The 22,298-nt window shown below is 58.7% G+C and carries 23 protein-coding genes; 9 read left to right on the forward strand and 14 right to left on the reverse strand.

Annotation, left to right across the window (positions count from 1 at the left end):
• Positions 1-85: 85 nt before the first annotated feature.
• Positions 86-862 (reverse strand): enoyl-CoA hydratase, encoded by a 777-nt coding sequence (locus ACR0CZ_RS15535; protein WP_170395375.1) that lies wholly within the window; start codon positions 860-862, stop codon positions 86-88.
• 66 nt (positions 863-928) lie between these two features.
• Positions 929-1,780, reverse strand: a complete 852-nt coding sequence (gene mutM / locus ACR0CZ_RS15540; RefSeq protein WP_170395373.1) for a bifunctional DNA-formamidopyrimidine glycosylase/DNA-(apurinic or apyrimidinic site) lyase — start codon at positions 1,778-1,780, stop codon at positions 929-931.
• 86 nt (positions 1,781-1,866) lie between these two features.
• Between mutM and ubiE the strand changes: the two genes are divergently transcribed.
• Positions 1,867-2,619, forward strand: coding sequence for a bifunctional demethylmenaquinone methyltransferase/2-methoxy-6-polyprenyl-1,4-benzoquinol methylase UbiE (gene ubiE / locus ACR0CZ_RS15545; RefSeq protein ID WP_170395371.1), 753 nt, complete (start codon positions 1,867-1,869; stop codon positions 2,617-2,619).
• Entirely contained in the window at positions 2,620-4,149 is a 1,530-nt protein-coding gene (gene ubiB / locus ACR0CZ_RS15550) for a 2-polyprenylphenol 6-hydroxylase (protein WP_480537185.1), read from the forward strand.
• Positions 4,150-4,245: 96 nt separating this feature from the next.
• Here ubiB and ACR0CZ_RS15555 read toward each other — a convergent pair whose 3' ends face one another.
• Positions 4,246-5,421: an acetyl-CoA C-acyltransferase family protein gene (locus tag ACR0CZ_RS15555; protein ID WP_170465822.1), complete on the reverse strand. Its 1,176-nt coding sequence runs from the start codon at positions 5,419-5,421 to the stop codon at positions 4,246-4,248.
• A 112-nt stretch (positions 5,422-5,533) separates the two neighbouring features.
• Here ACR0CZ_RS15555 and ACR0CZ_RS15560 point away from each other — a divergent pair, with 112 nt between their 5' ends.
• From ACR0CZ_RS15560 to ACR0CZ_RS15580, 5 genes are all read left to right on the forward strand, one after another.
• On the forward strand, positions 5,534-6,097 hold the full coding sequence (locus ACR0CZ_RS15560; protein ID WP_170395365.1) for a helix-turn-helix domain-containing protein: 564 nt from the start codon (positions 5,534-5,536) through the stop codon (positions 6,095-6,097).
• Positions 6,098-6,206: 109 nt separating this feature from the next.
• Positions 6,207-7,391 carry a glycine C-acetyltransferase gene (locus ACR0CZ_RS15565; RefSeq protein WP_170395363.1) on the forward strand — a complete coding sequence of 395 codons (1,185 nt, stop codon included), beginning with the start codon at positions 6,207-6,209 and terminating at the stop codon, positions 7,389-7,391.
• Between the two features lie 14 nt (positions 7,392-7,405).
• On the forward strand, positions 7,406-8,434 hold the full coding sequence (gene tdh, locus ACR0CZ_RS15570) for an L-threonine 3-dehydrogenase (RefSeq protein ID WP_170396071.1): 1,029 nt from the start codon (positions 7,406-7,408) through the stop codon (positions 8,432-8,434).
• A gap of 63 nt (positions 8,435-8,497) precedes the next feature.
• Positions 8,498-9,373, forward strand: a complete 876-nt coding sequence (locus ACR0CZ_RS15575; RefSeq protein ID WP_170396070.1) for a tryptophan 2,3-dioxygenase — start codon at positions 8,498-8,500, stop codon at positions 9,371-9,373.
• Between the two features lie 3 nt (positions 9,374-9,376).
• The gene (locus ACR0CZ_RS15580; RefSeq protein ID WP_170395361.1) at positions 9,377-10,207 is read left to right on the forward strand and encodes an alpha/beta hydrolase; all 831 of its coding nucleotides are present in this window, start codon (positions 9,377-9,379) and stop codon (positions 10,205-10,207) included.
• 59 nt (positions 10,208-10,266) lie between these two features.
• On the opposite strand, the gene infB is transcribed toward ACR0CZ_RS15580, so the two are convergent.
• From infB to pip, 6 genes are all read right to left on the reverse strand, one after another.
• Complete coding sequence (gene infB, locus ACR0CZ_RS15585; protein WP_170395359.1) at positions 10,267-12,741, reverse strand: translation initiation factor IF-2; 2,475 nt, start codon at positions 12,739-12,741, stop codon at positions 10,267-10,269.
• Between the two features lie 8 nt (positions 12,742-12,749).
• Positions 12,750-13,373, reverse strand: coding sequence for an RNA-binding protein (locus ACR0CZ_RS15590; RefSeq protein WP_170395356.1), 624 nt, complete (start codon positions 13,371-13,373; stop codon positions 12,750-12,752).
• A gap of 22 nt (positions 13,374-13,395) precedes the next feature.
• On the reverse strand, positions 13,396-15,009 hold the full coding sequence (gene nusA / locus ACR0CZ_RS15595; protein WP_170395353.1) for a transcription termination factor NusA: 1,614 nt from the start codon (positions 15,007-15,009) through the stop codon (positions 13,396-13,398).
• Positions 15,009-15,599 carry a ribosome maturation factor RimP gene (gene rimP, locus ACR0CZ_RS15600; protein WP_010442531.1) on the reverse strand — a complete coding sequence of 197 codons (591 nt, stop codon included), beginning with the start codon at positions 15,597-15,599 and terminating at the stop codon, positions 15,009-15,011. The genes nusA and rimP overlap by 1 nt, the downstream gene beginning before the upstream one ends.
• Positions 15,600-15,759: 160 nt before the next feature.
• Complete coding sequence (locus ACR0CZ_RS15605) at positions 15,760-16,572, reverse strand: ABC transporter substrate-binding protein (protein WP_170395350.1); 813 nt, start codon at positions 16,570-16,572, stop codon at positions 15,760-15,762.
• A complete protein-coding gene (gene pip / locus ACR0CZ_RS15610; protein WP_170395348.1) occupies positions 16,569-17,546 on the reverse strand; it encodes a prolyl aminopeptidase in 978 nt (325 codons plus the stop codon). Before pip ends, ACR0CZ_RS15605 begins: the two co-directional genes overlap by 4 nt.
• A 48-nt stretch (positions 17,547-17,594) precedes the next feature.
• Here pip and ubiG point away from each other — a divergent pair, with 48 nt between their 5' ends.
• The gene (gene ubiG, locus ACR0CZ_RS15615; RefSeq protein WP_170395345.1) at positions 17,595-18,341 is read left to right on the forward strand and encodes a bifunctional 2-polyprenyl-6-hydroxyphenol methylase/3-demethylubiquinol 3-O-methyltransferase UbiG; all 747 of its coding nucleotides are present in this window, start codon (positions 17,595-17,597) and stop codon (positions 18,339-18,341) included.
• Between the two features lie 71 nt (positions 18,342-18,412).
• Here the strand turns inward: ubiG and ACR0CZ_RS15620 are convergent, their stop codons facing one another.
• The 5 genes from ACR0CZ_RS15620 to ACR0CZ_RS15640 are packed head-to-tail and all read right to left on the reverse strand — an operon-like array spanning position 18,413 to position 21,483.
• Complete coding sequence (locus ACR0CZ_RS15620) at positions 18,413-19,102, reverse strand: hypothetical protein (RefSeq protein ID WP_170395342.1); 690 nt, start codon at positions 19,100-19,102, stop codon at positions 18,413-18,415.
• 36 nt (positions 19,103-19,138) lie between these two features.
• Positions 19,139-19,579: a MarR family winged helix-turn-helix transcriptional regulator gene (locus ACR0CZ_RS15625; protein WP_170395340.1), complete on the reverse strand. Its 441-nt coding sequence runs from the start codon at positions 19,577-19,579 to the stop codon at positions 19,139-19,141.
• A 14-nt stretch (positions 19,580-19,593) separates the two neighbouring features.
• On the reverse strand, positions 19,594-20,424 hold the full coding sequence (locus ACR0CZ_RS15630) for a carbon-nitrogen hydrolase family protein (protein ID WP_170395337.1): 831 nt from the start codon (positions 20,422-20,424) through the stop codon (positions 19,594-19,596).
• Positions 20,424-20,681, reverse strand: a complete 258-nt coding sequence (grxC, locus tag ACR0CZ_RS15635) for a glutaredoxin 3 (RefSeq protein WP_480537187.1) — start codon at positions 20,679-20,681, stop codon at positions 20,424-20,426. The genes ACR0CZ_RS15630 and grxC overlap by 1 nt, the downstream gene beginning before the upstream one ends.
• 37 nt (positions 20,682-20,718) lie before the next feature.
• Positions 20,719-21,483, reverse strand: a complete 765-nt coding sequence (locus tag ACR0CZ_RS15640) for a double zinc ribbon domain-containing protein (protein ID WP_480537188.1) — start codon at positions 21,481-21,483, stop codon at positions 20,719-20,721.
• Between ACR0CZ_RS15640 and ACR0CZ_RS15645 the strand changes: the two genes are divergently transcribed.
• Positions 21,464-22,294, forward strand: a complete 831-nt coding sequence (locus ACR0CZ_RS15645) for a methyltransferase domain-containing protein (RefSeq protein WP_170395331.1) — start codon at positions 21,464-21,466, stop codon at positions 22,292-22,294. The genes ACR0CZ_RS15640 and ACR0CZ_RS15645 overlap by 20 nt on opposite strands.
• Positions 22,295-22,298: the final 4 nt, after the last annotated feature.

Raw genomic sequence — 22,298 nt, forward strand, 5'->3', positions numbered from 1 at the left:
AGGTTTGCCAAGCTGATTCTTCCAGTATGTGATGAGGGAAAAAGGCGGGGTCTGCCCGCCTAATATCACTAAGCGACGATTACGATCACTTGTCGCGGAACTGAGCCGCACGTTTTTCCAGAAACGCGGCCATGCCTTCTTTCTGGTCCTCTGTCGCGAACATCGAATGGAACACCCGACGCTCAAACAGCATGCCTTCGCTCAGCGGCAGCTCATAGCTGCGGTTCACAGCCTCTTTGGCCGCGATGGCCGTGATCTGCGATTTCTCTGCAATCTTCTGCGCCGCACCGGTTGCCTCTTCGATCAGCTTTTTGGCGGGCACGACACGACTGACCAATCCGGCGCGCTCGGCCTCTTCAGCGTCCATGAAGCGGCCTGTCAGGTTCATGTCCATCGATTTGGACTTACCAACGAAGCGGGTCAGACGCTGACTGCCACCAAGCCCCGCGATGACGCCCAGATTGATCTCGGGCTGGCCGAACTTGGCGGTGTCGGCAGCGATGATGAAATCGCACAGCATCGCCAGTTCACAGCCGCCGCCCAGCGCGTAACCGGCAACGGCGGCGATAATAGGTTTACGGATCGCGGAAACCCTATCGTTGGCGTCTGCAAACAGATTGACGTCGAATACATCGACAAAACTCATCTCGGACATTTCCTTGATGTCCGCACCGGCGGCAAAGGCCTTGTCCGAGCCGGTGATGACGATGCAGCGCACTTTGTCATTGCTATCCGCATCTTCCAGCGCCTCGCACAGCTCACCCAGCAACTGGGTGTTCAGCGCGTTCATCGCATCGGGGCGGTTGAGCTTGATAAGGGCGACGTGGTCTTCGATTTCGACGATGATCGTCTCAAAAGCCATGAGGTGTAAGCTTCCGGTTGTTCCGTTCAGGTACGATTCCTTATCACGCGATTTCGCTGGATCAAGTTATCTTTGGCATTGCGCGCAATAGAAGGATGAGCGACCGGACTGGGTGATTCTCTTGATTTCAGCGCCACAACCCTCAGTTCGACAAGGCTCTCCTTCGCGGCCGTAGACGTCGAAACTGTGTTGAAAATATCCAAGTTCTCCATCGGCTTGGCGGAAATCGCGCAGCGATGACCCACCCGCTTCAATCGCGTCCTGCAACACTTTTCTGATGATCGGCACAAGGGCCGCAACGCGTGGCGCAGAAATCTGTCCCGCTTTGCGACGTGGCGACACCTTGCCGCGATAAAGCGCTTCGCAGACGTAAATATTACCCAAACCGGCAACGATTCCCTGATCCAACAACGCCGATTTGACCGGGCTGTTCTTGCCTTTGAAGGCGTCTATCAGGTGCTGTTCGTGAAAATCATTACCCAACGGTTCAGGTCCCAGAACCGATAGCAGCTTGTGCTGCTCCGCCGTTGCCGTCGGCAGCAGGTCCATTGCCCCGAACCGGCGCGGATCGTTGAAGGTGATGCGTGCGCCATTAGCCATATGTAACACCACGTGATCATGTTTCTGCGCCATCGGATGCTCATGCGCATACTGTCCGAGCGGATCGCCAGAGACCGTCATCCGCCCCGACATGCCCAGATGGATCAACAACGTCTCGCCACTGCTGAGATCCGCCAGAATGTACTTCGACCGTCGCCGCAGCCGATCCACCCGTTGCTCCGTCAGCCGCTCGGCCATGCGAGCCGGGAAAGGCCAACGCAAATCGGGGCGATTCACATCCGCCCTTTCGATCACTGCGCCCTCCATTGCAGGGCTCAGGCCGCGTCTTACTGTCTCGACCTCGGGCAATTCGGGCATTACAGGGCTCCTATTCCAAAGGGCCGCATTGTGCCCGCCTCTTATCGCCCTATAACAGAGGCGAAATTCGACAAACGGCAAGGCAAATGTCCGACACAAACGACAAGACCACCCATTTCGGGTTCGAAACCGTGCGCGAGGCTGAAAAAGCCGGCCGCGTACAGGGCGTGTTCAATTCGGTCGCCTCGAAATACGACGTGATGAACGACGTGATGTCGATGGGCATCCACCGGGTCTGGAAAGACGCGATGATGGACTGGCTTGCCCCGCGCGCCGGTCAGCGGCTTCTGGATGTGGCGGGCGGCACCGGCGATATCTCGTTCCGCTTTCTGAAGCGCGCAGGCCACGGCCATGCTACCGTGCTGGACCTGACCGAGCCGATGCTGGTCGAAGGCCGCCAGCGCGCCGAGGCCGACCAGATGTCCGACAGCCTGAATTGGGTGGTGGGCGATGCGATGGCGCTGCCCTTCGAGGATAACACCTTCGATGTCTACACCATCTCCTTCGGCATCCGGAATGTCACCCGCCCGCAAGAGGCGCTGAACGAGGCCAATCGCGTTCTGAAGCCCGGTGGTCGTCTGATGGTGCTTGAGTTCAGCCAGTTACCCAATGACGGGCTGCAGAAGCTTTACGACCTCTACAGTTTCAATGTCATCCCGCGTATGGGCAAGCTGATCGCCAACGACTACGACAGCTATCAGTACCTTGTGGAATCGATCCGCAAGTTCCCAGACCAGGAGACATTCCTGAACATGGTCCGCACCGCCGGATTCGAAAACGCCAAATACCGCAACCTGAGCATGGGCATTGCCGCACTGCATTCTGGCTGGAAGATCTAGATGCGCGGCCCCCACAACATCATTCGCCTGGTCCGGACGGGCGCCACGCTGGAACGCACCGGTGCCATGAATGTGGTGCTGGACGCGTTTGAAGCGCCGCGCGCCGTACGTATTCTGGCGCATACGCTGGGCAAACCGTTCCAATGGCTGGGCTACAAGGGCGACCCCGAGATGCCGCCCGCCACCCGTGCCCTGACCGCATTGGGTCCGGCTTACATCAAATTCGGGCAGGTGCTTTCGACCCGCCCCGACGTGGTGGGAAATGAACTGGCCGAGCAACTGCGTGTTCTGCAAGACAAGCTGCCGCCCTTTTCCAAAGCTGAAGCAATGGCAGAGGTCGAGAAAGAGTTAGGCCAACCGACGTCAGAGATATTCAGTGAGTTCAGTGAACCCATCGCCGCTGCCTCGATTGCTCAGGTTCACAAGGCCAAGCTGACCAGCACAGGCGAAGACGTTGCTGTCAAAGTCCTGAGACCGGGTATCGAGCGCGCCTTCCGCAAGGATGTAGACGCGTTCTATTTCGCCGCGCGTATGGTACAACTTTGCGCCCCCGGAGCGCGCCGACTACGCCCGATGGAAGTGATCGAGCATTTCGACGGCGTAGTACGCGGCGAGTTGGACCTGCGTCTGGAAAGTGCCGCCTCCTCGGAATACGCTGCCAATACCAAGGATGATGCCGGATTCTGGTTGCCTCCGGTGGTCTGGTCGCTATCCGCCCGCCGCGTCATGACGCTCAGCTGGGCTGATGGCATTCCCTTGGGAGATAACAACGCGCTGGACGCTGCCGGACATAATCGCCGCGATCTGGCTGAGCGCGTGCTCCGCCTGTTCCTATTGCACGCGCTACGCGACGGCTATTTTCACGCCGACATGCACCAAGGCAACCTCAAGGTCGCTGCAAACGGGGACATCATCGCCTATGACTACGGCATCATGGGTCATATCGATGAATATACTCGCCGGGTATATGCCGAGATTCTCTTTGGTTTCATCCGCCGCGACTATAAACGCGTGGCTGAAGTCCATTTCGAAGCAGGCTATGTGCCTGCCAATCAGGACGTCGACGAATTCGCCCGCGCCTTGCGCGCGGTAGGTGAGCCGATCTTCGGCATGGACGCCACCCATATCTCGATGGGTCGGCTGCTGAGCTACCTGTTCGAAGTCACTGAACGCTTTGGCATGGAAACCCGCACCGAGCTGATCCTGCTGCAACGCACCATGGTGGTGGTCGAAGGCGTCGCCCGCTCGCTTGATGATCACATGAACATCTGGGAGGTCGCCCGACCGGTGGTCGAGGATTACATCAAACAATCCATCGGCCCCCGCGCCGCCCTGCGCGATTTTGGTAAAACCGCCCTGGTGCTTGCCCGTTTCGGCCCCCGCTTGCCCGGTCTGGTGGAAAATGTCCTGATTGCCCAGACCCAAAAAGACGACCCAAAGACCCCGGGTTTCATCGCAAACCTTCTGCCAGCAGCGATCGGCGCGGCCGCAGGCATAGCCGCGACGCTTGTCATCTTCGCACTCAGCTAAACCAACCCGACCGCTTCATCTGGCCAAAAATACCTTCGGGGGGAATCGCGCCCCGGCGCGATGGGGGGCAGACAGCCCCCCTTGCCCCGGTCCGACTCAGAGCCGCTCGATGGCGAGGGCAATCCCCTGACCTCCGCCGATGCACATGGTGATCAGACCTTTCGATCCGCCAATACGCTCCAACTCATACAATGCCTTAAGCGTGATAATCGCCCCTGTGGCGCCCACCGGATGGCCCAGTGCAATAGCCCCACCGTTCGGATTCACCTTTGCAGCGTCCAGACCCAATTCCTGATTGACGGCCAGAGCTTGCGCCGCAAACGCCTCGTTGCTTTCGATCACGTCGAAATCATCCGCAGACAAACCCGTTTTTGCGAACAGGTTCTGCACAGCTGGAACCGGGCCGATGCCCATCACCTCGGGTCGCACGCCGGCATGGGCATAGCCAATCACGCGCGCTTTGGGTTTCAAACCCGCCTTTTCTGCAGCATCCGCTGTCGCCAACACCATCGCCGCCGCGCCGTCATTGATGCCCGAGGCGTTGCCCGCCGTCACCCGCCCATCTTTCTGGAATACCGGGCGCAATCCGGCCAGCGCCTCGGCAGTGGTGGCCTTGGGATGTTCATCGACCTTGAAGTCGACCATGTCGCGCTTGACCTTGACCTGCACCGGCGCGATCTGGCTGTCGAAATACCCGGCCTCAATCGCCGCAGCCGCACGGGTCTGGCTGGTCAGCGCAAACGCGTCCATCTGTTCGCGGCTGATCTGGTGTTCATCCGCCACATTCTCGGCAGTCACCCCCATATGCCCGGTGCCGAATGGGCAGTTCAACGCGCCCAGCATCATGTCGAGCGATTTGACATCGCCCATCTTCGCCCCCCAACGGGCCTGCGGTATGACATAAGGGCTGCGCGACATGCTTTCGGCACCGCCCGCCACGGCAAACTCGGCATCGCCTAGCATCAGCGCCTGCACCGCCGACACTACTGCCTGCGCCCCCGAACCGCACAGCCGGTTCACGTTCATCGCCGGAGTCCCGTTCGGAATACCCGCCTGCATTGCGGCGACTCGCGACAGATACATGTCGCGCGGTTCGGTGTTGATCACATGACCAAAGACAACATGATCAATCTGCGCGCCTTCAACGCCCGAACGCTCCATTGCCGCCTCGGTCGCCACGGTCGCCAGATCGATCGGAGCGGTCGAGGCCAACGCACCGCCAAAGGTCCCGATGGCTGTGCGCGCACCGTCCAGTATTACTATGTCCGTCATGTTTTCTCCTCCAAGTCTCGCGCCCATTATGCACCTGCAGCATGATCTTCATATTAGACTCACTGTCACGCCGGAATTGACATTACGTTGCGCAACACCCATGGATTCCGTCATGACGGAAAACACAGACGATATTCTGACGCGCCTGCCCGCCCGATTGAAAGAGGCGCGCCGCGCCAAAGGCCTGTCGCTTGAGGCGGTCGCCAACCTCAGCGGCGTCTCCCGTTCTATGGTCAGCCAGATCGAGCGTGGCGAAAGCAGCCCCACAATTTCGACTCTTTGGAACCTGACACGCGCTCTGCAGGTGGATTTCGCCGGACTTTTAGAAGACGCCAAAACGACCGACCAGATCGAAGTGCTGCGTCAAGCAGAAGTGCCCAGTATCGACAATATGGGCGAGAAATGCCGGATTCGCATCCTCTCTCCCCCCGAAGAGGCCGGAGGACACGAGGTCTATGATATTCAGTTTCAGGCCAATGGGAGCCTGAACAGCCAGCCTCATGCGCGCGGCGCACGGGAGCAACTGACTGTGCTGGAAGGCGCCGTCCGTGTCACTTCGGGAACGGCATCCAGCGATCTGAAACAAGGGGATACCGCCCGGTATGCCGCCGATATTACGCATTCGATAAGCGCTGAAAACCCGGCCCGCGTTTTCCTGATCGTAAAAAACGCCTGAACGGGCAAGATTCCGCCTTCACGGATATTTTTCCCAAATACTGTAATTCTCCTATTTGGGAATTTCATCCGCTATGTTAGACATGCGACTCAGATTAACGGAGGTCGCCATGGCTGATGCATTCCTGTCTCATATTTCGGATACACTCGCGCAGATTGAGGCAGAGGGTCTGTACAAGCGCGAACGAATGATCACCTCGCCTCAGGGCGGTGAGATTACGGTGGGCGACAAGCAGGTGATCAACTTGTGCGCCAACAACTATCTGGGTTTGGCCGATCACCCCGCGCTGATCAACGCCGCCAAAGGCGTCATGGAGCCCAAGGGGTTCGGCATGGCCTCGGTCCGGTTCATCTGCGGTACGCAGGACATTCATCGTGAACTTGAGCAGAAGCTGGCAAAGTTCCTGAACAAGGACGATTCAATTCTGTTCGCTGCCTGCTTCGACGCCAATGGCGGGTTGTTTGAGCCTTTGTTAGGGCCTGAAGACGCCATCATCTCTGACAGTCTAAATCATGCCTCGATCATCGACGGGGTACGGCTGTGCAAGGCAAAACGCTATCGCTACATGAACAACGACATGAACGACCTCGAAGCGTGGCTGAAACAAGCACGCGAGGACGGGGCGCGGCATATCATGATCGCAACCGATGGTGTGTTCTCAATGGACGGCTATCTGGCCAATCTGCCGAAGATTCGCGAGCTGGCCGACAAATACGACGCCATCGTGATGGTCGATGACTGCCACGCCACCGGCTTTATGGGGCCAAACGGGGCGGGCACGCCGGATCATTTCGGCGTCGACGTGGATATTCTGACGGGAACTCTAGGCAAGGCACTTGGGGGGGCAATCGGCGGTTATATCGCCGGGCCGCAGCCAGTGATCGACCTGCTGCGGCAGCGGGCGCGGCCCTATCTGTTCTCAAACTCGCTGCCGCCGTCCATCGTTGCCGCAGGGCTTGAGGCAATCCGTCTGGTTGAAGAAGGTGACATGCTGCGCGCCCAATTGTTCGGCAATGCCAAGTACTGGCGCGCCGGGTTAGAGAATCTGGGCTTCGACCTACTTCCGGGCGAACACCCGATCATCCCGGTCATGCTGGGTGAAGCGACCCTGGCGCAGGATATGGCATCGCGATTGTTTGACGAAGGCGTCTATGTTTCGGGCTTTTTCTTTCCTGTCGTGCCGCGTGGTCAGGCCCGAATCAGAACGCAGATGAATGCGGCTCTAACACGAGACGAATTAGACCGGGCGCTCGCGGCATTTGGCAGGGTCGGCAAAGAATTGGGGATAATCTGATGCGGCCCAACACGATGAAAGCCCTTGAGAAATCCAAGCCCCAGGAAGGTCTGTGGATGGTGCAGGCCCCGGTACCCGAGATCGGCCCAGACGAGGTTCTGATCCGCATCAACAAGACCGGGATTTGCGGCACGGATATTCATATCTGGAACTGGGATGAATGGGCTGCGGCCACCGTGCCGATCCCGATGATCACCGGCCACGAGTTCGCGGGTGAAATTGTTGAATTGGGTCGCAACGTGACAGGGATGACTGTCGGCCAGCGCTGTTCAGGCGAGGGGCATCTGATCACCCCTGACAGCCGCCAGAGCCGTGCGGGCAAGTTCCACCTTGATCCCGGCACGCGCGGTATCGGTGTGAATGAACAGGGTGCCTTTGCGCAATACCTGAAACTGCCTGCCTTTAACGTGGTGCCCCTGCCTGACGACGTACCGGATGAGATCGGGGCGATCCTCGACCCGCTGGGTAATGCCGTGCACACTGCACTCAGCTTCGATCTGCTGGGCGAGGATGTATTGATTACTGGCGCAGGCCCTATCGGCATCATGGCCGCCGCCGTTGCCCGTCACGCCGGTGCCCGGCATGTAGTGATCACCGATATCAACCCCGACCGCCTTAAACTGGCCGAACACGTGGTACCAACGGTACGCACCGTTGATGTGTCCAAAGAGGATCTGCAGGATGTCATCGCGGAACTGGGCATGACTCAGGGCTTTGATGTCGGGCTTGAAATGTCGGGCTCGCAAGCCGCGCTGGACCAGATGGTCGAAGCGCTGGTTATGGGTGGCAAGATCGCACTGTTGGGGATTCCGCCCGGAAAATCTCCGGTGGACTGGTCGCGTATCGTGTTCAAAGCTATCACCATCAAGGGTGTCTATGGGCGCGAGATGTTCGAGACCTGGTACAAGATGATCGCCATGTTGCAGAACGGGCTGGATGTCAGCCGCGTAATCACCCACCAGTTTGCGGTCGATGACTTTGCTCAGGGATTCAAGGCCATGAAATCCGGTCAATCAGGCAAGGTGGTTCTGGACTGGACCTAACGCTCTGGAACCGTGCGGGTTTTGTCCCTAAACATGGATAAACCCGCGCGTCTGGAGGAGCACATGGGCGACAAAGACAGGTATACAGAACGGGGAATCGAAGAGTCTCTGGTCACCGATTTCACAGAAACTCACCGCAAAAGCTATGGGGATTTTCTGCAACTTAAGACTCTGCTGAACCTGCAAAAGACCTTTCAGGACCCGGCCCAACCTGATGAGATGTTGTTCATCATCATTCATCAGGTCAGCGAACTGTGGCTGAAACTGATGCACCATCAACTTGTCGAAGTCCGCCGGTTCTTGCAGCAGGACGATTTCGGTCCCGCGATGAAGAACCTCGACCGGATCAAGGCGATCCAACGGCAGTTGATCGCCGCGTGGGAGACGCTACTGACTATGACTCCCGCGGACTACATGACGTTTCGGGACGCATTAGGCAGTTCGTCAGGCTTTCAAAGCTATGGCTATCGCCAAATCGAGTTCATTCTGGGCAACAAAGATCCCCAGACCCTGAAAGTGCATGCGCATGACCCAGAAGTGATGGAGATGCTGAACGCGGCTCTTACCAAACCCTCGCTCTATGACGAAGTGCTGCGGATGCTGGCCCGGCAAGGGTTTGACGTGCCGCATGATCTGATCGAGCGGGATTACGCTAAGCCCTACTCCGGCGATCCGCGTATCGTCAAAATCTGGGTCGAAGTGTTCCGCAACACGGAGCAATACTGGGATCTTTACGCGCTGGCCGAAAAACTGATGGATGTGGAATCTCTGTTCCAGAGGTGGCGATTCGATCATGCAACCGCGGTTGAGCGCGTGATCGGAATGCAGCCCGGAACGGGTGGATCTAGCGGCGTGGCCTTCCTGCGCAAAGCGCTGGAGTTGCGGTTTTTCCACGACCTCTACGACGTGCGAACCGAACTGATGTATACTGGGGAATAGGCCATGCTGTATCGCGGATTCACCCAAGAAGAGCTTGAGCAGGAGTATTCCCCTAGCTCAATGATTGGCGGTGATCTGACGCCATATCTAGCCAGCTATTCTGCCCTCAGCGCACAGGCACGGTCTGAAATTAGGATGCACGAAAACCGTTCCTATGGCGACAGCCCGACGCAAGTTCTAGATTTCTTCCCCGCACCTGGCGCCAACGCGCCTTTGCATGTCTTTATTCATGGTGGCTATTGGCAGGCGCTTAGCCAGCGTGAGTCGGCCCCTATGGCACCGGTATTGCATGAGAACGGGCAAGCCTTTGCCACGCTGAATTATACGCTCGCCCCCGATGCCAGATTGGGGCAGATGGTCGACGAATGCCGTACCGCCTTGTTGTGGCTCGCGTCACAGGCCGAAACACTGGGTTTTGATCCATCAAACATCACACTTTCAGGCCATAGTGCAGGCGCCCATCTGGTCGCGATGGTCATGGCGACGTCTTCAAAGGCGTTTGCGCAGACCGGTCTGCGGGTACGTAATGTGATCCTGATCAGCGGGGTATATGACCTTGTCCCGATAAGCCTGACATCGGTGAATGATCCACTGCAGCTGACCAAGGTCGAGGTTCACGATCTCTCACCCTGCCTCAACCTGCCCGCACCGGGACCGCGTTACAGGGTAACCGTCGCCGAGCGGGATACGCCCGAGTTCATCCGCCAAAGCCGTGACTATGCGGAATTGCTGCGTAAGGCCGGACATTCGGTAAGTTTCGATCTGCAGAAGGGCAAGCATCACTTCGACATCATCATGCCATCGGGCACGTTTCTGTCGTCGCGCACGGACTAACCTAAATGAAAACAGCGGCCTAGTGGGGCCGCTGTTTCAAGTTTCTTTCTAGATCCGGATCAGTCCAGCGTACGCGTGACCTCTTCGCGTTCGAAAATCTCGATCACGTCGCCGGCGCGAATATCGTCGTAATTCTCGAACGCCATACCGCATTCCTGACCCGACTGAACCTCGGCCACTTCATCCTTGAAGCGCTTGAGGGTCTTCAGCGTGCCTTCGTGGATCACCACGTTGTCGCGCAGCAGGCGTACGCCAGCCGAGCGGCGGGCAACACCTTCGGTGACCAGACAGCCGGCAACTTTGCCAACACCGGTAACCTTGAAGACCTCTTTGATCTCGGCGTAACCGATGAACTTTTCGCGAATCTCGGCGCTCAGCAGGCCCGATGCGGCTGCTTTCACGTCATCAACCAGATCGTAGATCACCGAGTAATACCGGATCTCGACGCCCTTCTGGTTCGCGGTATTCCGCGCCGATGCGTTGGCACGGACATTGAAACCAAAGATCGGAGCGCCGGAGGCTTCGGCCAGGCCGACATCCGTCTCGGTGATCGCACCAACGCCCGAGTGTAGAACACGTACGCGCACTTCGTCATTGCCGATCTTCTCCATCGCCTGAACGATGGCTTCGGCAGAGCCCTGCACATCCGCTTTCATCAGAATAGGCAGCTCGGTGACGTTTTCGTCTTCCTTGGCCTTCTGCATCAGCTGCTCAAGGGTGGTCGCGGCACCGGCGGCGGCGCGTTTGTCCTTGGCGGCTTGCTCACGATAAGCAGCGATCTCACGGGCCTGCGCTTCGGTCTCGGTCACGTTCAGAACGTCACCTGCTTCGGGCGTGCCGTTGAGCCCCAGAACCTCGACCGGAACCGAGGGGCCAGCTTCTTTGACGCGGTCGCCCTTGTCGTTGATCAGCGCACGCACCTTACCGTACTGCTCACCCACGACAAAGATATCGCCCTGACGCAGCGTGCCGTTCTGAACCAGAACGGTAGCGACGGGGCCACGGCCCACATCCAGCTGCGCCTCGATCACGGCACCTTGGGCGGCGCGATCTGGGTTGGCTTTCAGTTCCAGAATCTCGGCCTGCAGTGCAATGGCTTCCAGCAATTCGTCCAGACCCTGACCAGTCATGGCCGAGACCTCAACGTCCTGAACCTCACCCGACATCTTCTCGACGATCACTTCGTGCTGCAACAAGTCAGTGCGGACTTTGTCGGGGTTCGCGTCGGGCTTGTCGATCTTGTTGATCGCCACGATCATTGGCACTTCGGCCGCTTTGGCGTGGTTGATCGCCTCAATCGTCTGCGGCATCACCGCGTCATCAGCGGCGACAACCAGAACCACGATATCCGTGACCTGAGCCCCGCGCGAGCGCATTGAGGTAAAGGCCGCGTGTCCCGGTGTATCCAGGAAGGTCAGCGTGGTGCCACCATCGGTTTTCACCTGATAGGCGCCGATATGCTGGGTGATGCCACCAGCTTCGCCGGCAACAACACGCGCGTCGCGGATCGCATCCAGCAACGAGGTTTTGCCGTGGTCAACGTGACCCATGATGGTGATGACCGGCGGACGCGGCTGCAGATCGTCATCGCTGTCTTCGACCTCTTTGATGACGTCTTCAACGTCCGAATCGGACACACGCGTGACCTTGTGGCCAAATTCTTCGATGATCAGTTCAGCGGTGTCAGCATCGATGGTCTGGTTCTGCGTGACCATCATGCCCATCTGCATCAGCGATTTGACAACGTCAGCGACACGCTCGGCCATACGGTTGGCCAGTTCCGAGACCATGATCGCCTCGGGCAGCTGAACGTCGCGGATCACCTTTTCCCGCTCGACCGTGCCGCCCATGGCCTTCTGGCGCGCACGCTCCTGCTTGCGCTTCATCGCGGCCATCGAGCGTTGGCGATTGCCTTCGCCGCCAGTGGCCTGACCAAGTGTCAGCTTGCCCGAGCGGCGGTTGTCGTCACGGCCCTTGCCACGGCCACGCTGCTCACGCTCGCGATCCTGCTTGCGCGGTGCCGCAGCAGGTGCAGGCTTGCTGGATGGGCTGCGTGCGGCCTTGGGCTCGGCGGGTGCCGGGGCTGCGGCAGCACGCTGGGCTGCTTCCTCGGCCTCTTTACGCTTGCGTTCTTCCTCTTCGGCCTTGGCACGGGCACGCTCTTCAGCTTCACGCTGCTCGCGTTCCTTGGCCTCTTGTTCGGCCCGGCGGCGTGCGCGTTCTTCTTCGCGCGCCTTTTCCTGCGCCTCACGGGCAGCGGCCTCTTCAGCCTCGCGCGCTTTGGCGGCTTGCAACGCCTTCATACGACGCGCCATTTCCGCATCGGAAATACCCGCTGGGCGACGCGAAGGATCACCCGAAGGTGTCGCACCACCACTTGGTTTGGTCGCGCCCGGCTTGGGTACGACCACGCGTTTGCGTTTGGTCTCCACCACGACATTCTTGGTGCGTCCGTGGCTGAAACTCTGTTTCACATTTCCGGGGCGTGCCCCGCCACGAAGACCCAATGTCTTTTTGCCGTCACTATCGCTCATAAAGCTTCTTACCCTTCCGAGCGGCCCTTGCCGCCGTCATCCTTTTCGCGCAAGCCACGCAGGCGCTGCGCTTCCTCTACAACACGTTTGGCGAGTCCGCCAGAGGCCAAGGCCGCATGAATCACGGTTTGGCGCCCAAATGCCGCCCCAAGCTCGTCTGCGGTCAGCCAGCCGATGTATTTCCCGAAGTGCGGCGTGCTGAGTTTCGACTTGCCGCGCCCCGATCCATCTGAGGCCTGAATCAGCACCTGGGCCTCTTCCCGGTCCAGCCACGACTTGACCTTTTCATACCCGGCGACCGCGTCACCGGACTTGCGCGCCAGACTGATCAGCTCGATCACACGACGCGCCACCTGTTTCTCGACCTCATCGGTCAGGTCCTTGGCGGCACTCACCTGTGCCTTAAACCCGCGCGAGAACAGTTTCTTGTTCACCGCCTTGTCCAGCGCCGCACGATCCGCCGCCACGTAAACCCCACGCCCCGGCAATTTCGCCGCGACATCGGGAAAGACCTGACCATCCGGCCCCGTCACAAAGCGGATCAAGCCATATTTGGGCTGAACCTCGCCCGTGGCGATGCACTTGCGTTCAGGGCCTTCCGACCGATCCTTATGGACGCCACCGCGACCCATGTCAGCCACCCGAGGCCTGAGATCAGGCCTCGACCTCCTCATCGGTTGCTTCGCCGTCTTCTTCGGCCTGCTCCAGCTCGGCCGGATCAACCCAGCCCAGCATGATGCGCGCGGTCATGACCAGATCCTGCGCTTCTTCCAGCGTCACGCCGAAGGGCTCCAGTACACCATCATCCTTGATGCGTTCGCCATCGACCGTGGTCCAGCCACCGGCCAGTTCCCAGTCGGCGCAGGTTGCGAAGTCTTCCAGAGTCTTCACATCATCCTTGGCCAGCGCCTCTACCATCTGGGGTGTCAGGCCCTCGAATTCAATAAGACTGTCCTCGGCACCCAGCGCACGGGCTGCATCCAGCGCCGCCTTGGCCTGAGCTTCCAGGAATTCGCGTGCACGTGTCTGAAGTTCTTGCGCGGTACCTTCATCCACACCGTCGATGACCAGCAGTTCGTCGATTTCAACGTATGCCACTTCTTCGAGGTTGGTGAAGCCTTCAGAAACCAGCAGCTGAGCGAAGAATTCGTCCAGATCCAGCGTTTCCATGAACAACTGGGTACGAGCCTCGAATTCTTTCTGACGGCGCGCCGATTCTTCGGCTTCGGTCATGATGTCGATGTCCAGATTGGTCAGCTGGCTGGCCAGACGCACGTTCTGACCACGACGGCCAATGGCGAGGCTCAGTTGCTCCTCGGGAACCACAACTTCGATCTTGCCAGCTTCTTCGTCCAGAACCACCTTTGAAACTTCGGCGGGCTGCAGAGCGTTGACAAGGAAAGTCGGCTGATCTTCGTTCCACGGGATGATGTCGATTTTCTCTCCCTGCAGCTCGTTTACCACGGCCTGCACGCGGCTGCCGCGCATACCAACACAAGCGCCGACGGGGTCAATCGAGCCGTCATAAGAAATCACGGCAATCTTGGCGCGCGAGCCGGGATCACGAGCAACGGCCTTGACCTCGATGATGCCGTCATAGATTTCTGGTACTTCCATCTTGAACAGCTCGGCCATGAATTCCGGCGCAGTGCGCGACAGGAATATCTGGTGGCCACGAACCTCGCGGCGAACCTCTTTGATATAGGCGCGCACACGGTCGTTCGGGCGATAGCTTTCGCGACCGATCTTGTCATTGCGGCGCAGAACGGCCTCGGCACCGCCCAGATCGACGATCACATTGCCGAACTCTTCACGCTTGACCGCACCGTTGATGATGGTGCCGGCACGATCCTTGAATTCTTCGTACTGACGATCACGCTCGGCTTCGCGAACCTTCTGCAGGATGACCTGCTTGGCGGACTGAGCTGCAATCCGGCCCATTTCCACGGGCGGGACTTCTTCAACGAAGACGTCACCAACCTCGGGCGATTCCATGTACTGGCGCGCCTGCTCGACGGTCATCTCGGCCTGATAGTTCTCAAGCTCTTCATCCTCGACCACGGTGCGGACGCGGGTGAAGGTCGCCTTGCCGGTCTTGCGGTCGATGCTGACGCGGATGTCCATCTCGGCGCCGTAACGGCTCTTGGCGGCACGGGCGAGCGATTCTTCCATCGCTTCGACAACCAGACCGGGGTCGATCATCTTTTCGCGGGCCACGGCCTCGGCGGTCTGCAGCAGCTCCAGCTGGTTGGCTGAGGTGATTGCCATCAGTTCGTCTCCTCTTCGGACCCTTCGGTCTCAATCTCGTCGAAAGCGTTCTCGTTCAGGGCACCAGCATCTTTGCGCTGGCGCAGCATTTCCTTGATCAGGTCATCGGTCAGGACCAGCTTGGCATCGCTCAGCCAGTCAAACTGCAAACCGATAGTGATCGTCTCATCCCCCTCAGGGATGTTGATCAGAACCTCATCCCCTTCGATCCCGGCCAATTCGCCCTTGAAGCGGCGGCGACCGTCGATCAGTTCTGCGGTTTCGATCTTGGCCTCATACCCTTCGAACGTCTCAAAATCTTTGAGACGGGTCAGAGGACGGTCAATTCCAGGGCTGGAAACTTCAAGCGTGTAGGCGTCCAAAATGGGGTCTTCGACATCCAGCGTGGCGCTGACCGCATTGGAAATCTCGGCGCAGTCATCCACTTCGATGCCGCCATCGGGCTTGTCTGCCATAATCTGCATCGTGGTGGTCTTGCCGCTCATCAGCCGAATGCGGACAAGCTCATACCCCAGATCCTCGATCACAGGGGTGATGATCTCGGCCAGTCGCCGGTCGATGGCAGCTTTGGCTATCAGGTCGTTTGTCATTCAGGTTCTCTACCCTGCTATCGGGCACAAAAAAACGGGCGCGCGGCCCGTCGAATTTTCCGGTGGAGCCCCGGACCAGAAGTCCGACGCGCCGCTGTTGCAACTGCATATACGCAGGAGTTCCTGAGTCTGCAACCCCCGGCGCAAATCGTGATCAAATTTACGCCAGCCACCACCGTTCGGCGATGCGCCCATCATCCAGCGCAGCCCGGCTGATCTGGCGCGGCATACCGACATGAGAGGCCATTGCCAACGCCATCTCGGCCTCAGACGGATGATATCGCAGCCCGCGTTGCGCGGTCAGCTCCTCACCAGCCGGGAGCGCTGCGATATCTACATATCCATCGCGCAATGCTTCGGCCCGCACCCCGGCGTCCGGGATCACGATAATCTCAAGCGTATCAACCCATCCTGCCGTTCCGCTTTTGTAGTGATTGGACACCCTCCGTGCGCGGAAATGACGTTCATCCTCGGCCCGCTCAACCCGGTAGCATCCTGTGCCGTTGGCCTGAGCCAGTGGCGTCACGCCCCCTCGCGCAATGACAAACCGTGACCCAGCCAGCAAGAATGGTAGTCCCGGGTTACCCTCAGCCAATTGCAACTGCACACGATCAGGTGCAATGGCCTCGGCCTGACCAATATCTTCCAGAACAGCTAGAACATCGTTCACGTCCAGCTTGGTGCCATCGTGGAACACAGCATCATCGCGCAGGTCAAAGTTCCAGACCCGCGCATAAGCATCGGTCTGCCAATTTGTAGCCAGCTCTCCGCGCAGGGTACCATCAGGCGCGATCTCGGTCAGGCTGTCAAAGACTGCGCCCCGAGCCACCTGTTCCAGACTGTTGTCGCGTGGCACCGCCAGCCGCAAGGTGCCACCCTGTTTCGGCGTATCGGCCAGAGACGCTCCTGTCGCCGCCAGCAAAGCGGCGGCGGCGCCCGAGGCAAATAATGCGCGACGGTCGATGCGAGTCATACCGTTTCCTCCGACACGCGATCCATGATCCGAACCAGTTCCGCGCTGATGCCCGGTTCTGACAGGGCGTGACCGGCTTGCCGCACCATCTTCAGTTCGGCATTGGGCCAGCGCTCGGACAGGTTCCATGCAGCCTGCGGTGGGCAGATCATGTCATAGCGTCCCTGAACGATGTGACCGGGAATATGGGCAATCCGGTCCATCTGATCCAGAATTTTCCCGTCATACTCAAGAAACGCCTTGTTCGTGAAATAGTGATTCTCAAGCCGCGCAAAAGTTCGCGCGTATTCGCCGGGACTTTCCCCAACCGAACCATTGGTGTGGATCGAAGCCAAAGCGTTTTCCCAATGTGACCACGCGCGGGCATAGAGGATCTCGGTCGCGCGGTCGCCCGAAAACAGGCGCTTGTTGTAGGCCGAAATTGCGTCATTTACTTCATGTTCGGGCAAGAGAGAGGTGAACTTGGCCCATTGTTCAGGCCAGAATTTGCCCGCACCACCGCCATAAAACCAGTCCAGCTCGGCCTGTGTGGCCAGAAACACGCCGCGCAATACCAGCCGATTTATCCGATCCGGATGTGTTTGGGCATAGATCAACGCCAGTGTCGCGCCCCAGCTACCGCCAAAGACGATCCAATCTTCGATGTCGAACAATTTGCGCAGACGCTCGATATCCGCCACCAGATGCCATGTCGTGTTGTTTTCGACCGACGCAGTTGGCCGCGATCGGCCACATCCGCGCTGATCAAAGAGAATCACCCGATAGGCATCCGGGTTGAAATACCGTCGCATCGCCGGGCTGCAGCCGCCGCCCGGCCCGCCGTGCAGGATCACCACTGGTATCCCATTGGGATTACCGCATTGTTCCACATAAATACGGTGCCCATCGCCCATATCGACCACGCGCTGATCGAACGGATCGATCGGCGGGTAAAGATATTGAACTGCGCGCTTTTGGTCCGGGTACTTATCCATTACGGCCCTATATAGTCCTTAAGCGTAAAAGAGCACACGGAGACAGGAATGCAAGCGCATCCGAACACGGTTGACCCGTCCGAGATCGCAAAATTCGAGGCGATGGCCGCAGAATGGTGGGACCCGCATGGGAAATTCAAACCTCTGCACATGCTGAATCCGTGTCGCCTGGATTATATCACACAGCAGATCGCAGGCGAGTTCGACCGTGATCTGAAAGCTCCGCGTCCCTTCGAAGGCTTGCGCCTGCTGGATATCGGCTGCGGCGGCGGGTTATTGAGCGAACCGATGGCGCGTTTGGGCGCCACGGTCGTGGGCGCCGACGCCGCCGAAGGCAACCTGCCTGTCGCCCGCATCCATGCCGAGCAATCGGGGCTGCAGATCGACTACCGCCACACTACCGCCGAAGACATGGCCGCCGCAGGCGAACGGTTCGATGTGGTGCTGAATATGGAAGTGGTCGAACACGTCGCTGATCCGTTGGGTTTCCTGACCGCATCGCAGCAATTGCTGAAACCGGGCGGGTTACTGATCTGCTCAACCATCAACCGCAACCCAAAATCCTACGCGATGGCCATCATCGGGGCCGAGGTCGTCATGCGTTGGCTGCCGCGCGGCACGCACGAGTGGAACAAGTTCATCACCCCGGATGAGCTGTTCGACCTGCTGCGCCAGGCCGGGCTGGATCCGGTGGACCGCAAGGGGTTCGTCTTCAACCCGATCCTGTGGAGCTGGTCGATCTCGGACCGGGATTTGAGCGTGAATTACGTGACGGCGAGTGTGAAGCCTAGGTAGGATGGGTTTTCAACCCATCTTGCAAGCGTTTTCGATCTTAAGCGATGGGTTAAAACCCATCCTACGCTTGATTATTTTAAGGCTAAACGGTGAAGGTAAAACGCTGAGGCAAAACCAGCTTCGTCCAACGAGTGTTTGAGATGCCCATTTAGAAAAACGCGATGTGGTACGCCCGGGTCGCGCCAAATGTCGATCCCGGACGCCGCATCTGCATTGCAGACAACGTCCCCGGGCTTGGCATCCTTCCATTCAGGAAGTCGAAAAAGGTCATCCCGGTCGGGTCGGGCTCGCCGAAGACTTTTTGACTCAGCAATGTTCAGCGTGCCGGATTTGTTTGCGATCCACAGGATCGAGTAGTCCTGCTCAATCGGTGTGATCTTGTCTCTTTCGAACAGGTTGACGGGATAAAGCCCCCCTTGCCCTAATTCGAGATTTTTGAGGATATCAGCCACATCTGATCGGATCGCCAGAATTCCAAACAAAGTGATTACAGGAGAATACTTCCCGTAGTGAGGCTCAAAATCATGATCTTCAGGAGCAACCTCTTGAAAGAAATCCGGCAAGATATCCTGCTGCTCCAGCGGCTCCCCGTGGCGCTGCCAACGATACAGATTCGCATGATAACCTGATCCGGGTTGCCACCTGAAGGCCTTGAAGCGTTCACTTGGTTCTTCAGGAAAATCATCGGGGACAAGAGCCCGGAATGGCCTCTGCAGGTCCATCCCGACGGTAATGTCTGAAACCCAAATTTCATCCGTCATCTTTTACGATCCTTTGGCGCAGTTGGCGTAAAGCCCCTACTCCCCCTCCAACTGCAACCGCAAATCCCGTAGCACGGGCAGCGTGCTGCGCACCCGCTCCAGCCCCAGCTCTCCGACCACGCGGTTGATCAGCGGGGCAATCGAGGAAATCGCCTGATCGCGTGCGCGTCGGCCTGCGGGGCTGATGGCGACCATCTTGCGGCGGGCGTCGTCCCAGTCGGGGCGGATGTGGATATAACCGGCCCATTCCAGCTTGGCCAAAGTGTTGGTCATCGCTCCGCGCGTCACATGGAACGTGTTGGCAAGTTGCGCCGGGGTGCGCTCGTCGCCGACAAACACCAGATGGTTCAGCACCGAGAAATGCGAGATTTCCATGCCCTTGGGCAGCACCCGGCTCAGCCGGTTGCGCAATAGCTGATCGGCGGTCAGGATCTCGCTGAACAGCGTGACCGCAAGGGCATTTTTTTCGTCAGTCATGGTCCGGTTCTGGATCAGGGTCCGTCAAAGGGGCGGACATGTGTTAGTGACGGCACGCGTCGTCGCGCCTCTGTAACAGACCTATCATCCAAATCAAAAAAGTGAATGCCCGGATCGGTGCCTGCGTCGATCAGCACCTCTCCCCACGGGGCGACAACCATACTGTGGCCGTGTGTATATCGCGTCTTGCCGCGAGTTTTAGGGTGCTCACCCGTTTGTGCCGGAGCCAGCACCCAGCAACCGGTCTCAATGGCCCGCGCGCGCAGCAGTGCTTCCCAATGGGCCGCACCGGTGACCGGCGAAAACGCCGCTGGGACGGTGAGAATCCGCGCGCCCGCCTGCGCCAAAGCGGCATACAGGTAGGGAAATCGAATATCATAGCAGATGGTCAGGCCGACTTTACCGAAATCGGTGTCGGCAATCACCGCTTTCTGACCGGGGCGGTAGTTCTTCGATTCGCGGAAGGTCTCGGATTCCGTGACCTGCACGTCGAACATGTGAATCTTGTCATACCGCGCCACGATCTGCCCCTGCGGGTCGATCATGAAGCTACGGTTGGCAAAGCGGCCATCGGTATCATGCGTTTTGATCGCTAGTGACCCGATCAGCAGCCAAACACCCAAATTGGCGGCCTGTTCGCCAAGGCCCGCCAGAGTGATATCGTCCTCTTCATGCTGCAAAACCTCGCGCTGCCGAGTGGTGCTGGTTGAGACGCAATTCGTGACTTCAGGCGTCAGAATGAACTGCGCACCTTGCGCAGCCGCATCGGCCATCATGGTTCGCACCATGTCCAGATTCTCGGTCGGATCATCCGACGCGGTGATCTGCAGCAAAGCGGTTTTCATCAAGCCGCCAGCAGGCGATCCAGCTTGCCCTGACGTTCAAGCTCGTAAAGATCGTCGCACCCACCAACATGGGTGGTGCCCACAATAATCTGCGGCACAGTGCGTTTTCCTGCCGCGCGCTGGATCATTTCAGGTTTGCGTTTCGGATGCATCAGCACGTCGATTTCCTTGAATTCGACGCCTTTCTGTTTCAGCAACCGCTTGGCCGCATGACAAAAGCCGCACAGCGGCGAGGTGTAGATTTCTACCGGCTTCATATTCCGTCCCTTTGGGTTTCGCACATTCTTGGGCGAATTAGGCATCCTTGGCAACGCGCGCCAGTACCAACACGAAAATATGATTTGCCCCTGACGCGCGACAGACACGCGCGCAGGCGTCCAAGGTCGCACCCGAGGTCATAACATCATCGACCAGAAGAATATCCCGGCCTCTGATCATGGGTGCACGTTTTCGGTGCAGGGATATGGCGTTGGACAGCGCAAGGGATCGCTCAACCGCAGTTTTTCCATCCAGAACAGGGGTGCGTACCGTGCGTACCAGAAGATCGGGGCATACACTCAACTCCGCTTCCCGGCCCAGATGCCCCGCCAGCAGCACCGATTGATTGTAGCGACGCTTGATCAGCCGGGTCCAGTGCAGCGGAACCGGCGCGATCAGCATGTTCGGGTGCAACAGCTCTTGCCCGGCTTGAGCCATCCAGCGTGCGGCAGGGCGGGCCAACTCAGGCCGATCCCCGTGCTTAAAGGCAAGTATAAGTGCCTTCGCGCGCCCCTGATACAGCAACGCTGCCCGACCATGCTGCCACGCGCGTGGTGCCCTGAGGCAGTCATCACATTCAATCCGGTGTCCGTCCTGCGCGCCGGGAAGTGGCATGCCGCAGCTTTCGCAGACGGTGCCACCGATGAACGGCGTATCCCGCCAGCACACACCGCAGAGGCCGAAATCGGATTCGGTCAGTGCTCCGCAGGACAGGCAACGCGGTGGGTAGATCATCTCGACAGCGGTTTGAATCCCCTGACGAATGCGATACTTGCGGCTTATGAAGCTTCCGTCCGACACTACACCCTCTCCGTTTGACCGCGCCGTCCTTGCGCTTCACCGCAGCCGCGTGCGGGACGAGGCGCTTTTCCTGCACCGTGCCGCTGTCGACGAAGTGCAGGATCGTCTGTCCATGGTTAACAAAACCTTTAAGGCGCCCGCCGTCGTGACCCCCTTCCCCCATATCTGGGAGGGGTTGTGGCCCGAGGCTCGGGTAATTGGGGATGAAGATGTTCTCGACTTGACGCCAAGTGCGCATGATCTCGTGATACATGCGATGGCGCTGCATTGGGCAAACGACCCGGTCGGGCAACTGATCCAATGCCATCGCGCCATGAAACCCGATGGATTGCTACTGGCGGTATGTTTGGGGGGTGACACCCTTCAGGAATTACGCGCGGCCTTGGGTCAAGCCGAGATCGAGGTGACTGGCGGTCTCAGCCCCCGTATTGCTCCTATGGCCGAGCTTCGTGATCTGGGGGGGCTGCTACAACGGGCCGGGCTGGCTTTGCCGGTCGCCGACAAGGCGACGCTGTCCGCAGAATATCGCGATCTGGTGCATCTGATGCGTGATCTGCGTGCGATGGGGGAAACCAACGCTTTGGCGGATCGCCTGAAACACCCGACCCGACGCGCTGTTTTTGACAAAGCGCAGGACATCTACGCCGGGCATTACGCATCGCCACAGGGCCGCCTGACGGCAACCTTTGAACTGATCTGTCTGACGGGCTGGGCCCCCGATGACAGCCAACCCAAACCTTTGCGTCCGGGATCCGCCAAGATGCGGCTGGCTGATGCGCTAGGTACGGATGAGGGCAAACTGCCCGATTGACGAC

It is taken from the genome of Ruegeria sp. H9 (assembly GCF_056532915.1).

Excerpts from the sequence above, each read along its gene's own strand:
- ACR0CZ_RS15560 (WP_170395365.1), top strand. The coding sequence starts at position 5,534 with ATGACGGAAAACACAGACGATATTCTGACGCGCCTGCCCGCCCGATTG.
- ACR0CZ_RS15630 (WP_170395337.1), bottom strand. The coding sequence starts at position 20,424 with ATGAAAACCGCTTTGCTGCAGATCACCGCGTCGGATGATCCGACCGAG.
- ACR0CZ_RS15535 (WP_170395375.1), bottom strand. The coding sequence starts at position 862 with ATGGCTTTTGAGACGATCATCGTCGAAATCGAAGACCACGTCGCCCTT.
- ACR0CZ_RS15620 (WP_170395342.1), bottom strand. The coding sequence starts at position 19,102 with ATGACGGATGAAATTTGGGTTTCAGACATTACCGTCGGGATGGACCTG.
- pip (WP_170395348.1), bottom strand. The coding sequence starts at position 17,546 with ATGGATAAGTACCCGGACCAAAAGCGCGCAGTTCAATATCTTTACCCG.
- ubiB (WP_480537185.1), top strand. The coding sequence starts at position 2,620 with ATGCGCGGCCCCCACAACATCATTCGCCTGGTCCGGACGGGCGCCACG.
- ACR0CZ_RS15625 (WP_170395340.1), bottom strand. The coding sequence starts at position 19,579 with ATGACTGACGAAAAAAATGCCCTTGCGGTCACGCTGTTCAGCGAGATC.
- ACR0CZ_RS15580 (WP_170395361.1), top strand. The coding sequence starts at position 9,377 with ATGCTGTATCGCGGATTCACCCAAGAAGAGCTTGAGCAGGAGTATTCC.
- ACR0CZ_RS15555 (WP_170465822.1), bottom strand. The coding sequence starts at position 5,421 with ATGACGGACATAGTAATACTGGACGGTGCGCGCACAGCCATCGGGACC.
- ACR0CZ_RS15575 (WP_170396070.1), top strand. The coding sequence starts at position 8,498 with ATGGGCGACAAAGACAGGTATACAGAACGGGGAATCGAAGAGTCTCTG.
- nusA (WP_170395353.1), bottom strand. The coding sequence starts at position 15,009 with ATGGCAATCACCTCAGCCAACCAGCTGGAGCTGCTGCAGACCGCCGAG.
- ubiG (WP_170395345.1), top strand. The coding sequence starts at position 17,595 with ATGCAAGCGCATCCGAACACGGTTGACCCGTCCGAGATCGCAAAATTC.
- infB (WP_170395359.1), bottom strand. The coding sequence starts at position 12,741 with ATGAGCGATAGTGACGGCAAAAAGACATTGGGTCTTCGTGGCGGGGCA.
- ubiE (WP_170395371.1), top strand. The coding sequence starts at position 1,867 with ATGTCCGACACAAACGACAAGACCACCCATTTCGGGTTCGAAACCGTG.
- ACR0CZ_RS15605 (WP_170395350.1), bottom strand. The coding sequence starts at position 16,572 with ATGACTCGCATCGACCGTCGCGCATTATTTGCCTCGGGCGCCGCCGCC.
- tdh (WP_170396071.1), top strand. The coding sequence starts at position 7,406 with ATGAAAGCCCTTGAGAAATCCAAGCCCCAGGAAGGTCTGTGGATGGTG.
- rimP (WP_010442531.1), bottom strand. The coding sequence starts at position 15,599 with ATGACAAACGACCTGATAGCCAAAGCTGCCATCGACCGGCGACTGGCC.
- ACR0CZ_RS15645 (WP_170395331.1), top strand. The coding sequence starts at position 21,464 with ATGAAGCTTCCGTCCGACACTACACCCTCTCCGTTTGACCGCGCCGTC.
- mutM (WP_170395373.1), bottom strand. The coding sequence starts at position 1,780 with ATGCCCGAATTGCCCGAGGTCGAGACAGTAAGACGCGGCCTGAGCCCT.
- grxC (WP_480537187.1), bottom strand. The coding sequence starts at position 20,681 with ATGAAGCCGGTAGAAATCTACACCTCGCCGCTGTGCGGCTTTTGTCAT.
- ACR0CZ_RS15565 (WP_170395363.1), top strand. The coding sequence starts at position 6,207 with ATGGCTGATGCATTCCTGTCTCATATTTCGGATACACTCGCGCAGATT.
- ACR0CZ_RS15590 (WP_170395356.1), bottom strand. The coding sequence starts at position 13,373 with ATGGGTCGCGGTGGCGTCCATAAGGATCGGTCGGAAGGCCCTGAACGC.